Origin of the sequence: Trichococcus palustris (assembly GCF_900114465.1) — a bacterium.
Taxonomy (GTDB): Bacteria; Bacillota; Bacilli; order Lactobacillales; family Aerococcaceae; genus Trichococcus; species Trichococcus palustris.
Genome location: NZ_FOTD01000010.1, coordinates 85,318 through 99,439, shown reverse-complemented (window position 1 = coordinate 99,439; position 14,122 = coordinate 85,318). Strand labels below are relative to the sequence as shown.

At 46.8% G+C, this 14,122-nt stretch carries 15 protein-coding genes and 2 pseudogenes; 4 read left to right on the top strand and 13 right to left on the bottom strand.

Annotation, left to right across the window (positions count from 1 at the left end; translation table 11 throughout):
- The coding region (locus BM101_RS08365) for an RNA-guided endonuclease TnpB family protein (protein WP_143084447.1) at window positions 1–302 on the top strand (302 nt) is incomplete at its 5' end.
- Window positions 303–620: 318 nt separating this feature from the next.
- On the opposite strand, the gene BM101_RS08360 is transcribed toward BM101_RS08365, so the two are convergent.
- The 4 genes from BM101_RS08360 to BM101_RS08345 form a co-directional block, all read right to left on the bottom strand.
- Window positions 621–1,493: a DUF5131 family protein gene (locus BM101_RS08360; protein ID WP_087033780.1), complete on the bottom strand. Its 873-nt coding sequence runs from the start codon at window positions 1,491–1,493 to the stop codon at window positions 621–623.
- 198 nt (window positions 1,494–1,691) lie between these two features.
- Window positions 1,692–2,045 (bottom strand): winged helix-turn-helix transcriptional regulator, encoded by a 354-nt coding sequence (locus tag BM101_RS08355; RefSeq protein WP_087033781.1) that lies wholly within the window; start codon window positions 2,043–2,045, stop codon window positions 1,692–1,694.
- A gap of 135 nt (window positions 2,046–2,180) precedes the next feature.
- Window positions 2,181–3,368, bottom strand: coding sequence for an MFS transporter (locus BM101_RS08350; RefSeq protein ID WP_218149908.1), 1,188 nt, complete (start codon window positions 3,366–3,368; stop codon window positions 2,181–2,183).
- Window positions 3,361–3,801, bottom strand: a complete 441-nt coding sequence (locus BM101_RS08345; protein WP_218149907.1) for a MarR family winged helix-turn-helix transcriptional regulator — start codon at window positions 3,799–3,801, stop codon at window positions 3,361–3,363. Before BM101_RS08345 ends, BM101_RS08350 begins: the two co-directional genes overlap by 8 nt.
- A 361-nt stretch (window positions 3,802–4,162) precedes the next feature.
- Between BM101_RS08345 and BM101_RS14575 the strand changes: the two are divergent.
- A pseudogene (locus tag BM101_RS14575) lies at window positions 4,163–4,312 on the top strand (PTS glucose transporter subunit IIA); the annotation flags it as partial.
- Window positions 4,293–4,631 carry a PTS sugar transporter subunit IIA gene (locus BM101_RS14495; RefSeq protein WP_409373498.1) on the top strand — a complete coding sequence of 113 codons (339 nt, stop codon included), beginning with the start codon at window positions 4,293–4,295 and terminating at the stop codon, window positions 4,629–4,631. The pseudogene BM101_RS14575 and the gene BM101_RS14495, both read left to right, overlap by 20 nt.
- A 153-nt stretch (window positions 4,632–4,784) precedes the next feature.
- Here BM101_RS14495 and ald read toward each other — a convergent pair whose 3' ends face one another.
- From ald to BM101_RS08325, 3 genes are all read right to left on the bottom strand, one after another.
- A complete protein-coding gene (gene ald / locus BM101_RS08335; protein WP_087033784.1) occupies window positions 4,785–5,894 on the bottom strand; it encodes an alanine dehydrogenase in 1,110 nt (369 codons plus the stop codon).
- A 91-nt stretch (window positions 5,895–5,985) separates the two neighbouring features.
- On the bottom strand, window positions 5,986–7,071 hold the full coding sequence (locus BM101_RS08330; protein WP_087033785.1) for a glycerol dehydrogenase: 1,086 nt from the start codon (window positions 7,069–7,071) through the stop codon (window positions 5,986–5,988).
- Window positions 7,072–7,164: 93 nt separating this feature from the next.
- Entirely contained in the window at window positions 7,165–7,590 is a 426-nt protein-coding gene (locus tag BM101_RS08325) for a MerR family transcriptional regulator (RefSeq protein ID WP_087033786.1), read from the bottom strand.
- A gap of 554 nt (window positions 7,591–8,144) precedes the next feature.
- Here BM101_RS08325 and BM101_RS08320 point away from each other — a divergent pair.
- On the top strand, window positions 8,145–8,609 hold the full coding sequence (locus BM101_RS08320; protein WP_087033787.1) for an SRPBCC family protein: 465 nt from the start codon (window positions 8,145–8,147) through the stop codon (window positions 8,607–8,609).
- Between the two features lie 90 nt (window positions 8,610–8,699).
- Here BM101_RS08320 and BM101_RS08315 read toward each other — a convergent pair whose 3' ends face one another.
- From BM101_RS08315 to BM101_RS08290, 6 genes and pseudogenes are all read right to left on the bottom strand, one after another.
- Window positions 8,700–9,443 (bottom strand): amino acid ABC transporter ATP-binding protein, encoded by a 744-nt coding sequence (locus tag BM101_RS08315; protein WP_087033788.1) that lies wholly within the window; start codon window positions 9,441–9,443, stop codon window positions 8,700–8,702.
- A gap of 82 nt (window positions 9,444–9,525) precedes the next feature.
- Window positions 9,526–10,203: pseudogene (locus BM101_RS08310) on the bottom strand (amino acid ABC transporter permease); the annotation flags it as partial.
- 21 nt (window positions 10,204–10,224) lie between these two features.
- A complete protein-coding gene (locus BM101_RS08305) occupies window positions 10,225–10,935 on the bottom strand; it encodes an amino acid ABC transporter permease (protein ID WP_087033790.1) in 711 nt (236 codons plus the stop codon).
- A 112-nt stretch (window positions 10,936–11,047) separates the two neighbouring features.
- Window positions 11,048–11,920 (bottom strand): transporter substrate-binding domain-containing protein, encoded by an 873-nt coding sequence (locus tag BM101_RS08300; protein WP_087033791.1) that lies wholly within the window; start codon window positions 11,918–11,920, stop codon window positions 11,048–11,050.
- 25 nt (window positions 11,921–11,945) lie between these two features.
- Entirely contained in the window at window positions 11,946–13,034 is a 1,089-nt protein-coding gene (locus BM101_RS08295) for a uroporphyrinogen decarboxylase family protein (RefSeq protein ID WP_087033792.1), read from the bottom strand.
- The gene (locus BM101_RS08290) at window positions 13,031–14,077 is read right to left on the bottom strand and encodes a Gfo/Idh/MocA family protein (RefSeq protein ID WP_087033793.1); all 1,047 of its coding nucleotides are present in this window, start codon (window positions 14,075–14,077) and stop codon (window positions 13,031–13,033) included. Before BM101_RS08290 ends, BM101_RS08295 begins: the two co-directional genes overlap by 4 nt.
- Window positions 14,078–14,122: the final 45 nt, after the last annotated feature.

Sequence of the window (14,122 nt, the reverse complement as noted above, 5' to 3'; positions counted from 1 at the left end):
ACCACAAGCTAGCAAAAGCCATCAGCGACTCCAGTTGGTCCCAATTCCGGACCATGCTGGAATACAAAGCGTGCTGGTACGGCAAGCAGATTGTTGCAGTGGCCCGAAACTTTCCGTCCAGCCAACTGTGTTCTGGGTGCGGATACCAAAATAAAGACGTGAAGAATCTCGCCGTCCGTGAATGGGAGTGCCCAAAATGTCACACCCAGCATGACCGGGATTTGAACGCAAGCATCAATATCAAGAATGAAGCCTTAAGGCTTCTAACCGCAGGAATCTGCGGGGATAGCCTACTCAATTAACCGGGGGATACTTCGGTGTTCGTAGGAATCCCCCACCTCTAAGCGAATGCATAGATGGGGGTAGTTCAATAGGCAGTTACCTAAATGTAACCCCAGATCCATCAACGCACAAAAAAAGAGTGTGACAAAAAGCGTTTAGACCCGAATAGCTTAAGCATCCGAGTTTATGGGCTCGGCCGTAGGCAAAATAAACGGATAGGTGGCACATATTCGGGTATTTTAGCTTTGGCGACCAAATCGATGTAGGATAATTGCCAAAATTTAGGGATGCCTCGAATAGTCCCAGCCTATTTTGAACCGCACAGGGTGCTAAGTCCCCTATATGACCAACATGCAACTTTCTTTCTCCCCCGTAGGATTGCAGGACTTTTTGTAGCTGCAATGATCGCACAGGGAACGTTTCCCTGTCTCAAAAAGCGGCAACGATTCCCCGGCGGCAACTTCCGTCAACCGGACTTCCACCGATCTTCCTCTGTATATAAATCCGGCTTTTTTTGCTTGTTCTGCTTGCAGATGCTTTGGAACCGTATAGCTTTTCCCATCCTTCACAAAATGATTTCCCGTCTCTATGAATTCAAAATTCACATTGTGTTTCAAGCAGCTTCGGTATAATCGTTCCACCCACTCATAATGGCAGGGACGTGCCCCTTCATAGTTCTCCCCACCAACAATGACGTGGGCCAGTTTACCGGTCTTCAGATAATCGTCGAGCCTGACTTCCCCGATAAGCGGCGCTGCCATAAGCCCCTTATGTTTAAACGGCAACGCTAGTAATTGGGGGATCCGGCGGTCGGCTGCCCGTTGATTCTCCACCGAGACGTTCAGCCACACATTCTCCCAGCCGTCCCCCCAATCTTGCGGCAGGCATTCCGGGACACGTTCGATTCGTTTCGTCAACAAAAAGAAAAAGACATCGGAACGTTTTTTTATCATCGACCAGACCTCGTCCCGCCAACCGTCCGCTTCCTTCAAAAAGAAATCCGAAGTCATGCACACTCTGATGGTAGAACCTGACGGGATATAGAATTCCCCTCTTTTATTCCGCTGGAGCGGAAGATCGAAATTCCCTTTTACCTTGTAGATATCTGACCCTTTCCTGTCTCTTTGTTTGTCCAGACTATACATATAGCAATTTCGGCAGCCTTCGCTCACTTTCTTGCATCCATGCCAAGGATTCCATATATCACTCATCGCCCTGCTGCTCACCCCTTGTTCGAACCATTATCTTTAATTTATATGAATGAGCTGCCGCAGTAAAGTAGGCACATTTTTGTAACCCGGACCCATGCCATTGAATGTTCGGTAAATTTCCTTTCTCGAGGAAATAAAAAAAGCCCGTGAAAGACTATTTTTTAGTCTCTCTCGAACTTTGGAAAACAAGGGAAGGCGCTACTCTGGTGCACTTTCAGCCTTGAGTTCTTCTTTATTCAATATATAGTTGGTGCCCCAAGCCTGCATAGCCGTGATGATAGGACGCAAAGAATCGCCTAATTCACTGAGGGAATATTCTACTTTAGGCGGTATGACGGGATAGACGACCCTGTCTACAATCCCATCCCTTTCCAATGCACGCAGGTTCTCTGTCAAAACTTTTTGGCTGATCCCGTCAACGGCACGTTTTAATTCGCTGAATCGTTTTGTCCCGGCCAATAATTCTCTTAAAATCAGCAATTTCCACTTATTGCCTATCAGGTCAACCGTAGTGGCGACTGGGCAATAAGGAAGTTCCTCTTTTGTCAGCATCATGCATCCCCCTTTATGGTTACGATTAGTAACTTACATCCAGAATTATACCGTCAAGAAGAACCGATAGCAATGCCCAACTGCCTAATAAAAAAAGGAACATCCCTTATGCGAAATGTTCCTTCCCCTGTATTATCAAGCTAAAACATTGATATTAGCCCTTTCTTTCTTGCCGTGCAGTAAAAAGTAAAGAATAGCAGTTGCCAAGACCACAACACCTAAGATAGCATACAGGCTACTGTAGCTCGTGGATGGAATGATAAATCCAAGCAGATAAGGGCCAAATCCAAGACCTGCATCAAGGAATATAAAGAACGTCGACGTTGCTAGTCCCATACGATGAGGTGGAGTCAACTTTACAGCAATCGCCTGAGTGCAGGACTGCATATTACCAAATCCGAGTCCAATCAGGATACCCGATAATAATAAAGTGATGCTGTTGTGGGTTAAACTTAAAAGCAGCATTCCGGCTGTAAAGAGAATAAAGGCCGGATACATGACATAGTTTGCTCCTTTCACGTCCATTAAACGGCCTGTGAATGGGCGCGAAACCAATATGGCTATTGAATATACGAGAAAGAAGAAGCTTGCTGTACCAACCAGGTTAATTTCAAGGGCATAGAAATTAATAAAAGAAAGGACGCTAGAGTAACAGAAAGCTACAACCAGAGTAACCAATGCAATCGGAACTGCTTTCGGCTCAATCAAGCTGGAAAGTTTGAATCCTTTTGTTTCAGCTGTTTTTGTGGATGCTTCCAAAGGCGGAACATCAACAAAGAAGGCTGTAATCAAACTGACGATCCCCAAAGCTAGGCAGACACTAAAAATCATTTGAAAATTTGTATGCTGGCTCATATATATTCCAACGAATGGCCCGATTGCCGTAGCCAAGGTCGCACTCATGCTGTAATAACCAATCCCTTCTCCTCTGCGTGTCACCGGGATAATCTGGGCTACGATCGTCCCTGTTGCTGTGCTGGCTATACCCAGCGCAATCCCATGCAAGAAACGATTAATAAGCAGGAAGGTGATACCGTAATTGAAAAAATATAAAAGTGTCATCAAAATAAAAAGGATTAACCCGATGAATAACGTTCGCTTGCGCCCAATGGACTCGATGCTGCGGCCGATAAACAGCCGTCCGATTAAAGCCCCGATAATAAAAATCCCGGTTACAAGACCAGCTTGGCTTGCAGAAGCATTAAATCCCTTTACTGCATAGACCCCCATGATTACGATCAACAAATAAAAGACCAATGTTAAGAAAAAATTGATAGCGGAAACAATGATAAAATCTTTCGTCCATAATTTAGCTTTACTCACTTTTGTTACCCTCTCCATTTCTGATATTATGCTGTATTTTAGGAAGAATGTGAAAAGCAACCTCTTGCTCTTCTTTGGCGATGCCTTCCATAACACTATTTTCTAAATCAGTTATTTTCTTTCTGCACGTTTGGTAAATCTCTTCTCCTAATGCCGTTAACTGAGTGATCTTCTCACGTCTGTCTTTACTAGGAATTTGCCTTACCAGTTGCAGTTCTTCTAAACGATGTACCCTTCTTGTAATCGTTGGCTTTTCCACATTGTAATAATTTGAAATATCTACAAGTGTAGAAGGCCCCTCGTTTTTCAAATAAAATAGAACCTGCCACAAAGAATAAGAAAGCTGGTACGGGGCCAACAGATCATTCAAATTTGTAACCAATGGACGATACAGACTTAAAAACCGGCGAAAAAAACCTTCCAATTCTTCCACTTCCTTCCACATAAAATAATTACCACTCACAACTGTTACCCAAGGTAACTATAAATCGTTTTAAAAAATATGTCAATGGGGTTTCTTTAACATAGTTCCGAAAAAAGTCTCCCGTCTCACAAATATTTACGTCCCTCAGGACGAAAATATACAAACAACTCCGAAAATTTTGCATGACGGTAAGTTCGAAGAAAAACTATCACAATAATCAGGAAAATAAACCGCTATAGAAACGAACAAAGGAATCTTTACCGCTACTTCGGCAAAGACTCCTGTATAAAATGTTTGCAACTGAACCGTGCTTCCGAACAGCCACGCAGCGTCCGTTCCTTTAGCCTATTTCCCCGATAAGGCATCCACCATGCGGATGGCGGCTGCTACATCTTCCGCGCCGATCGATGGGCACATCATCCCGATTTCGGATGTCAATGACCCTGTCTTTTCCGAAAAAATGATGGGCGATGGCTTCGGCATCATACCGGATATGAAGGATGGCACTGTCTACTCGCCAGTCGACGGCGAAATCGTCTCGGTCTTCCCGACCAAACACGCGCTGGGCATCCGGACAACAATCCGGATTGGAAATGATCCTCCATGTCGGATTGGATACCGTGAACCTGAACGGCCAAGGCTTCGAAGCCCTCGTCAAAGAAGGCGACGTCGTCACCGCCGGTCAGCCATTGCTGAAGGTGGACTACGCCTACCGGATGAAGGAAGAAAAAGACACCGTCACCTTGGTCGTGTTTACGAACCTCGTTGAGAAGGCCATCCACTTGCTGAACACCGGAAAAATAAAACATAACCAAGACGTCGTAGTCGATTTCGACTGATCGATTGGAAAGCACCAAGACTTAACTGAAATAAAAAATGCCCGACTTGCCAAACTCCAGTAGCTTGGCAAGTCGGGCATTTTCGTGTAAATGAATATTTACCGAATGGCATTTCTGCATGACCAGCCGGGACAAAGAAGTCCAGCCGCTCGCTTATAACAATGTTTCGATTGCCGTATAGGCCAATCCAAGCGATTCGGCGACATCTTTATTGGTCAACTTGCCCCTGTGGACGTTGAATCCCGTCAAGATGGTCGGATTGTCGGCTGCTTGCAACGCTCCTTGGTTCGCTATTTCCAATGCGTATGGCAGTGTAACATTCGTCAGGGCGATGGTGGCGGTCCGCGCCACGGCACCCGGCATATTCGGCACCGCGTAGTGCAGCACGCCATGCCTTACATAGACAGGATCATCGTGGGTAGTCGTATGATCCTCCGTTTCAAAGATGCCGCCCTGATCCACCGAAATATCGACAATCACGGATCCCGGTTGCATGCTTTTCACCATCTCTTCCGTCACTAACGTCGGTGCTTTCCGACCCGGAATCAAGACCGCTCCGATGACGACATCCGCATCCTTGAGGGCATTTGCGATGTTCCACTCGTTCGATAGCAGCGTGATGACCGCATTCCCGTACAAGTTCTCAATTTCCGTCAGTGTTTCCGGCTTGATATCCAGGATGGTGCAATGTGCGCCTAGTCCGAGCGCAATCTGCAGAGCATTGCGTCCAGCAACGCCGCCGCCGAGGATGACGACTTCCCCATTTGGAACACCCGGCACGCCGCTCAAAAGGACGCCTTTCCCACCGTAATGCTTTTCCAGGAATTGCGCACCGATTTGGACAGACAAACGGCCCGCAACGACACTCATCGGAGTGAGCAACGGCAAGTCGCCTTTTTCCCCTACCATGGTTTCATAGCCGATAGCAGTCATCCCCGATTGCAGCATTGCCCTCGTCAACTGCGGTGCCGCCGCCAGATGCAGATAGGTAAACAAGATGAGGTCCTCACGAAGGTATTTGTACTCGGACTCCAGGGGCTCTTTTACCTTGACAACCATCTCTGCAGCCCATATCTGAGCAGCATCGTCCACCACCGTCGCTCCCGCTTTTTCATACTGTTCATCTACGAACCCCGAGCCGATGCCGCTTCCGGATTGTACCCTGACCTGATGGCCGTTTTGGACCAACAAGTGCACGCCTGCCGGTACCACTCCCACCCGATTTTCATTGTTTTTGATTTCCTTTGGCACGCCGATAATCATAAGATCATCCCTTCCATTTTTGAGTTTCCATGAAGGCTTATGCAAGTCATGTTCCGCAGTCAGCCTGGATGCAATTCTATTCCGGTGGGGTTCAGTTTTTGACCAAAGCATCCACAGCAATGATCGCTTCCGCAACTGCTTCTGCCGTGATGTGTTTGCTCAAATTATCCATTGTGTTGCTTTCGGCAATGGCAAGCCGTCCCACTTCGATGAGCTCTGCTCGCGTCGTAGTCGTTAAGTGCATTTCTTCCAACGTTGTCGGCATTCCGATGGCTTGGAAGAAATCGATGTATTTTTTAATTTCTCCATATGGGCGATTTTCCAGCACCAACTGCACGAGCACCCCATAAGCCACTTTCTCGCCGTGCGTCAAGCGATGGATCTCTCCTGTCAAAGCAGTAAAACCGTTATGGATGGCGTGAGCCCCAGCCAAACCGCCATTCTCGAAACCCAAACCAGACAACAAAGTATTGGCTTCCACGATTGCTTCAACAGCCGGTGTCACCACACGTTTTTCGACGGCGCGCAAAGCACTGATGCCATCCCGGAAAAGCGTTTCCTCACAGGCTCTTGCAATCGCGATCCCTGCAATCGTCGGATGCCCTCCGGCAATCGTTGTTCCGCCGGACTTTTTCGTTGCCGCTGCTTCCACACACGTCGCCATCGCGTCTGCCATGCCGCTGGCAAAAAAACGGATCGGTGCTTGGATCACAATTGCCGTATCGACCAGCACCAAATCCGGATTTCTATCGTAATAACGATAAGCTTCGAAGGAGCCGTCCTCGGAGTAGATGACGGACAATGCACTCGTTGGCGCGTCCGTGGAAACGGACGTGGGCACGATCACCACCGGTAGGCCGCAGTCAGCGGCGACTCCCTTCGCCGTATCGATGATTTTCCCGCCTCCGAGGCCGATAATCACCTCCGCCGCTTCTTTTGAAACGACTTCACCCAAACGGACCATTTCTTCCCGAGAGGCTTCTCCATTGAAAGCTTCATAGTAATAGGGGAAGCCCCCTAAGCTGTTCTCCACTTTTTCATGGATAAGGCCCCAGACAACATCATCAGAAATAAGAAAGCCTTTTTTTCCATATACGGATGCTTCCTTTCCCAATGCTTCTATGACTCCAGCCCCTTGAATGTACAAGCTTGGTGATCGAAATGCGTAACGAACCATGCAGAAATCCCCCTTACGATTTTTTATCCAATTTTTATCATATATCCTGGAATATTCACGCCTTCCAGCACGAGAGGCCCAACCGATTGCCCATCATATATTCTGGCTTGATAGGCTTGCATCATTTTCGTATTGGTTTCTATTTTGGAACAATTTATCCTCATATTTGAGGACGCGCTCTTCATAGCCATCGATTTTGTTATCCAATCGTTCCAGCACGCTCTGCAGTTCGCTGATCCGCTCGGCCAGCAACCGGCGTTGCTCCAGCAATATCTGTTTGCGTTCCGCAATGGTGTTTTTCCCTTGCTGAAAAAGCGAAATGTATGTCTTCAACGCTTCCACTGAAATGCCTGCGCTGCGCATAACCAACGTGAAATAGATCCATTCGCAGGCTTCATCATCGTATTCCCGATAGCCGCTCTCGTTCCGCTTCACGTATGGAAGCAAGCCGATGCGCTCATAGTAGCGCAGGGTATCCGGACTGATGCTGAACTTCTTGCTGACTTCTGCTATGTTCATTTTGCATCTCCTTCGCTGTCTTACTCTCTTTCTCAAAAACCACTATTATGCTTCTACTTTATTCAGGAATTGCATCCGCGAAGACAGTCCCTTGCACCAGCTGAATCCCCTTTCCTTTTGCACATGTTCCATTTTTTTCAGTCTACCGCTTCAGCGCTCTTTTCGCAAGCGCATTCATATGGAAGCAACACAAACACAGGGTGAAGAAGTACCCGAACATCGGACCGCGTTATGCCAGCGCAGAAAGCACATTCATGCAAAACGAATGATTCCCAGTCACAAGAACTATGCAGGAAACCAGCTTTCAAGCTCTTAAGCGCTGCTTTTATTTTTTCGAAAAGATGGATGAGTCAGCTTTTACAAAAGCGAAAAAGAGCAGTATGATAAACATGTGAAAGCGTAATCTTTCCTGAAAGGCATCCTATTGCCTTTCTTTTCCAGCCCATTCCTAAGCCAAGTATGCAAGATTCCCCCTGCCAAGCACTTGTTGAAAGAAAAGGTCTCAAACTACAAAAGCCGGATACATTTAGGTTAAGAGAGGAAATGAACAAGAGATGACTGCATTCAAAAAAAGTATCTTCATCGATGCCCCGTTGGAAAAAGTCTATCAGTACACGATAAACCCTGAAAACTGGTCACACTTCTACAACGGCCTATCTGAAGCAGAAAGCATCAGCGGTAAAGGCGAAGTCGGGACCATCGTCAAAACCAAATATTCGATGTTGGGCATGCACTTCCCGGTAACGATTGAAGTAACCGCGTGCGAAATGACACCCGAAGGGGCAAAATGGAGCGGCGAGATGACCGGGAACTTCCCCAGCAAACAAACCAGTACGTATGTACCAAAGGACAATGGTACCGAGTTGACTTTTGAAATTGACAGTTTCGGCACCCCGGACAGCTTATTCGGTAAGATCATCGATAAACTGGTGACGGACAAGATGGAAGAAAATTCCGCTATGCACACCTTGGAAAACATCAAAGCAATTTGTGAACACTCCGATGTGAAAAACGCTTAACCCAACAAATAATGCCCGCCTTGTCAAGCTTCAATAGCTTGATAAGGCGGGCATTTTCTGTTTCTTTACTAAACTCAGACCCGGCATTCATTAAACTTGCACAGCACGGAATCGCTGCAAAAATTGTTTGGTTCGCTCTTCTTGCGGATTGTCGAAGAAGGATGCCGCATCGCCTTCTTCCACAATATTGCCGTCCGACATGAACACGATATGGCTGGCGACTTCTTTTGCAAAGGCCATTTCATGGGTGACGACCACCATCGTAGTACCCTCATCCGCCAGCTTGCGGATGACTTGCAGCACTTCCCCGACTAATTCCGGATCCAAAGCTGAAGTTGGTTCATCGAATAAAATGACGTCCGGATTCACCGCAAGAGCGCGGGCGATCCCTACCCGTTGCTGTTGCCCTCCGGATAGTTGCGAAGGATAGTAATCTAAGCGATCGCTTAAGCCTACTTTTTCCAACGCTCTTATGCCGGTTTCAACAGCTATTTTTTTCGGCACTTTTCGTCCGATGATAAGCCCTTCGGTGACATTCTCCAAAACCGTCTTATTATCGAACAGCCCATAATTTTGAAAAACAAAAGCGGATTTCTTCCGTACTGCATTGATTTCCTTTTTGCTTGCTTTCGAAAAGTCGGTATGGATGTCGTCGAAAAGCAAGGTCCCTTCATCGGCGCGTTCTAAAAAGTTGATGCAGCGCAATAAAGTTGTTTTGCCCGAACCGCTCGGTCCTAAAATAACGACGATGTCACCTTTTTCAACCTGGATATCCACACCCTTCAATACTTCCACATCACCGAATTTTTTATGAATATTCTTCAACGCCAACATGAAATCCCTCCTTTATCGTCCCCTCGAAGGGCACCGTTTGGTTTACTGCCTTTTTGGGGGTTGCCCGGCCTTTTTTATAAATAGATACTCGTTGTTCCAACAGCTGGAAAATCACTTGAACAAGCGAGCAGAGTACGATATACACAATAAAAATAACAAGATAGGACTCCAAATAATTGTAGCCAAATGCCGCCTCCGTTTTGGCGATGGCCGTAATATCCTGAACGGACATCAAAAAAGCCAATGAGGTTGATTTCAGCAAATTAATGGTTGTATTACACATATTCGGCAAGGCAGCCACCAACGCCTGCGGGATCAAAATCCTGCGATAGGCCTGAACCGGCAACAGACCGATCGAAATGGCTGCTTCAAACTGCCTCTTATCCACCGTTTCAAGCGCCGACCGGAACACTTCCGATAAGGTAGCGATGGTATTGAGCGTAAAAACAATATAGGCGTAGTAAATGGGGTTTATCCCGAATACATCCAATTCCAGGCCCCCTTTTAGCGCAAGGGCATTCAACAGGCTTGGAACCAGACTGTATATCACTAGAATCTGAACGACTAAAGGCGTTCCTCTTATGAAGGAAACATAGACTTGAACGATTCGTGAAAGTATCCTCACGTTCCTTTGCCTGACTACTGCAAAAAGAAAAGCGAGCGGCAACGCGATGAGCAATGGGATGACTGTCAAACGCAGCGTTGTCGGAATACCGTTTAAAACAAGAATCAGGATTTCCTTCACATAGGGTAAATCAATGGCCATCTGGTTTGCTCCTTTCTATTGCACGCGTACAGGTTGCTTTCCGACCGAAAGTTTCGCCTCCGTCAGGCTGAACAGCTTTTCAATGATCAGCGTCAGCACCCAGTAGATGCCGGCCAACGCAATGTATGTTTCGATGGAATAGCCACCGAAGTTACGGGCAATGATCAACTGCCCTTTCCCCATGATATCAACAATGCCGATCGTAAATGCCAAGGCTCCCTCCTTCATTAAACCGATAAAAGAGTTGCCGAGATTCGGCAGCGCACTTACTAAACTTTGCGGCAAGACGATCCTGCGGAAAGCCTGGGCTTCCGTCAAACCGATACTGATGGCAGCTTCACGCTGCACTTTATTAACGGCTAAATAGGAGGAACGCATAATTTCCGAGCAAGGAGCTGAAAATAAAATAGACAATGAAATAATGACGAAATACAGGCGATTCCAACTATTGATATCAATATTGAAGACGCCGAGCAACACTTCCGGCAAGCCATAAAACACTAAAAACATCATGACAATGGCGGGTGTACAACGAATGATCCAGATGTAGCCATGGACAATCCCTTTTAACCATTTCGGGCCGCTGATTTTTGCCCAAGCCGACAAAAAACCTAAAATGCCACCGAACACGATCGTACCCAACAAAAATTGGAGGGTAACGCCTAACCCGGATAATATTTCCGGTACAGCCTTCCAAATATAAGTTAAATCAAATGGACGATTCATGCATCCTGCCCCCTCTATTTATTAAATAGTCTCTGTATGACCATAGGAGACACCCCTCTCACAGCTTAACGCACTGCTGTGACTAAGTTTGTCTCCTGATGGCAAAAGCTTGTTATTTTTTGATGTATTGGAATGTGTTTTCTCCCAAGAATTCATTCATCAATTTATCGATTGTTCCATTTTCTTCCAATTGCACAAACGCTTTGTCATAAGCATCCGCTAAAGCTTGTTGGTCTTTGTTGAATAGCGGCCATGTTGGCAAAGCTTCATAGACGAAGTAAGAAAATTTATCTTTGTACTGACTGTACGGTGCCCCTTCTTTCAACACATTCGCTTCATAAGCGGTTTTAACACTGAAGAACCCATCATAACGTCCTTCCAGCAACCACGTATAGGCATCAGCAACTTCAAACGTATCTGCCGGAGTCAATGCGATTGGCGTATCCGGATGGTTGGTATTGAAATCTTCGATCACGTTATATTGCGCATTGTTTGGCGAAATCGGAACCAAGCTCTTTCCGGCTGCCGCAAACGATTCTAAGTCCGTTATTTTAGCTGCGTCTTCAGAACGGATGAGCATCCCGATACTGCTCGCTCCGATATAATGTTGAGGGAATAGGAATTTTTGGGCGCGTTCTGCTGTATACCAAGCGCCTTTGGTTCCGACATCGTATTTGCCGGACTCAACCCCGATCAGCAAATCTTCATCCGAAGTAGGGACATATTTAAATTCATACTGTGGCAACAGGTCATCGATCGCCTTCAATACACTGACTTCGTACCCTGTTGATACGCCTTTGTCATCGACATAGTCCATCGGTACCGAATTTTGCGTATGGGCCACTGTAACGGTTGTCACTTTAGTGCTTTCCGCTGCTGTTCCGCTTGTCGCTTCACTCGTTGTATCCGCATTGGTTTGGCCGCATCCTGCCAGTAAGGCTATTCCTAATAAGCTCGCCGTCGCAAAAAATCTTTTTCTCTTCATAATTTATTCCTCCAAATTAGTTTATTTATACTTTTGTGGCCCAAACTTCTTTGGCTGCAGCGCCAATACGTTGATAAGCTATATCGCTAGCTTCCAAGGAAATCGCACATCCCGGTGCAAACACAACACCCGTGTCGCCCGTTTGGGCAAGGATGCCTTCCAAACGATTTGTTAATAATTCGCCAATTTCTTGTGGGTTGTCCGAAAAGGTTAAGTCATTTTTCGGCGAAATTCCCCCGACCAATACTTTATCCGTTAAGGAGCGCAGTTTCTGGAAGCTCAAACGGGATGGATTTCCCGGTTCATCGCCGCCGTCTTCCCAGTTGTAGGCTTGCACATCGTAGTCTAAAATCCGATCGACAGCGAGGTCATCGTGACCATGGGCATGCAGCACATTGAACCAAGTGCGCTCTTTGATATAGGCCAATAAATCTTCCGTATAAGGCTTGCTGAAAATAGCGTAGTCGTCTTCCGAAATATCCCCGCTTTGGCTGTATTGTTCAGCGATGAAAAACCCATCCACGCCTGCATCGATCAACGCATCCACCAATACTTTATTGGATGCATGCAGAGTATCCAATGCCGTTCTCAATTCCTCGCGATGATCCTGCAGGAACTCTTTGATCGGACTTTCTTCCGGCCCATCGACGATATGTGCAATCGAATCATTCCCCGGCGTAAATTGCTTCACCCAAGATAAGGGTGAAAATACTGTTCCAACCACCACTTTTTCTTTTTGATAGTGTTCCACAATGTTCCGGGCAAAGGCAGCTTCCCGCTGGATGATGGCATTATCTGCCTGCAGTGGTTTCAGCTTCGTCAGATCTTTCGCTTCCTGAATGGGATATTTCAAAATTTTGCCTGCCCATTCTTTCGCATCCGTAGAGAAAGTGATCGGTGCTCCGTATGCTTCGACAAAGAATTGCCCTTGTGACATGAGTTTGATCAGATCCCAGTCATTCTCATCGGTAAACGCGATAGTGGCTTTGGCGAAAGCCTCGACATCGCGGTCGACCAACGGCATGTGGCGCCAGCCTGAGATGGCAGGTCTGTCCAATGGCTGTTTCGCTATAGCCGCTTCAATCCGTTTCCGTCCATTAAATCGTTCTGTCATCGTTCATCCTCCTCATGTGTGATCCTTGTCCATGCTTGTGTCTGTTGCGATTCATACGCAGCGGCTAATACGCGTAAAGCCAGCGTGCCTTGTTCGCCTGTTACAAAAGGCTCTGTATCTTGTTTGATGCTTTCGACAAATTTTTCGATGATGGGTGTCAGCGGCTCTGCGTATCCTTCCGCTTGTGGCGGATAGTGCAGCTGCTCCCTCGCTCCGTTTTTCCGATAGAGAGTGACAGAATGGTCATCCGCATAGGTTACGGCAGTGCCATTTTCGCCGTAAAGGATGGTTTGCCTATCGTTCGAATAATCAAACCAATTCGTCAGCAGCGTGCCTTGTACACCCGATCGATGTTGCAATTGTAAGGTTGCATAATCTTCGTAGGGAACCGGATCGCCATCTGCGAGTGTTTTACTTTGCGTAGTGCTATGTGTTCGCACCTGCACAATGGGGTCTTCACTGAATAAATAATTCAATAAGTCGATGCGATGGATCCCCACTTGCGCCAACGCACCATTCGTGTGACCGATGCGATCATAGAAATCCGGGGCGGCGTTTCCCTCTTCATCGATCTCCTGGCCTTGGTTGGCCAACGTTGTCCGATAAGCATGGATTTTCCCGAGGGTCCCCTCCGTAATCAGCCGTTTCAATAATTGATGCCCGGGATATAGCCTTTGATTGTGGATGATCATCAGTTTTTTCCCGCTTCTGTCCGCTGCCTTCTGCATTCGTCTGGCTGCGGGCACCGAATCGGCCATGGGCTTTTCGCACAGGACATGTTTGCCTGCTTCTAATGCGGCGACGCTGATGTCGCTATGCGATTGTTCATTTGTCGCAACAATGACGGCCTCCACCGCTTCATCAGCCCAAACATCCGTTAATGTTTGATAGACTTTCCCACCGTATTGTTGTTGAAATTCTTCGGCTTTCGCAACTGTCCGATTGTAAAAACCGATCAATTCTACCTCTTTATTGCGGTGACATAACGGAGCATGTCTATGTTTTGAAACATCTCCACAGCCAATAATGACGATTCCGACCACAACACCACACCTTTCCCCGTTATCTTCCCGGTCTATCCGGATATT

Coding starts and splice junctions, on each gene's coding strand:
- BM101_RS08360 (WP_087033780.1), bottom strand. CDS start 1,493: ATGAGTGATATATGGAATCCTTGGCATGGATGCAAGAAAGTGAGCGAA.
- BM101_RS08355 (WP_087033781.1), bottom strand. CDS start 2,045: ATGCTGACAAAAGAGGAACTTCCTTATTGCCCAGTCGCCACTACGGTT.
- BM101_RS14495 (WP_409373498.1), top strand. CDS start 4,293: ATGGCACTGTCTACTCGCCAGTCGACGGCGAAATCGTCTCGGTCTTCC.
- ald (WP_087033784.1), bottom strand. CDS start 5,894: ATGATTATCGGCGTGCCAAAGGAAATCAAAAACAATGAAAATCGGGTG.
- BM101_RS08330 (WP_087033785.1), bottom strand. CDS start 7,071: ATGGTTCGTTACGCATTTCGATCACCAAGCTTGTACATTCAAGGGGCT.
- BM101_RS08325 (WP_087033786.1), bottom strand. CDS start 7,590: ATGAACATAGCAGAAGTCAGCAAGAAGTTCAGCATCAGTCCGGATACC.
- BM101_RS08320 (WP_087033787.1), top strand. CDS start 8,145: ATGACTGCATTCAAAAAAAGTATCTTCATCGATGCCCCGTTGGAAAAA.
- BM101_RS08315 (WP_087033788.1), bottom strand. CDS start 9,443: ATGTTGGCGTTGAAGAATATTCATAAAAAATTCGGTGATGTGGAAGTA.
- BM101_RS08305 (WP_087033790.1), bottom strand. CDS start 10,935: ATGAATCGTCCATTTGATTTAACTTATATTTGGAAGGCTGTACCGGAA.
- BM101_RS08300 (WP_087033791.1), bottom strand. CDS start 11,920: ATGAAGAGAAAAAGATTTTTTGCGACGGCGAGCTTATTAGGAATAGCC.
- BM101_RS08295 (WP_087033792.1), bottom strand. CDS start 13,034: ATGACAGAACGATTTAATGGACGGAAACGGATTGAAGCGGCTATAGCG.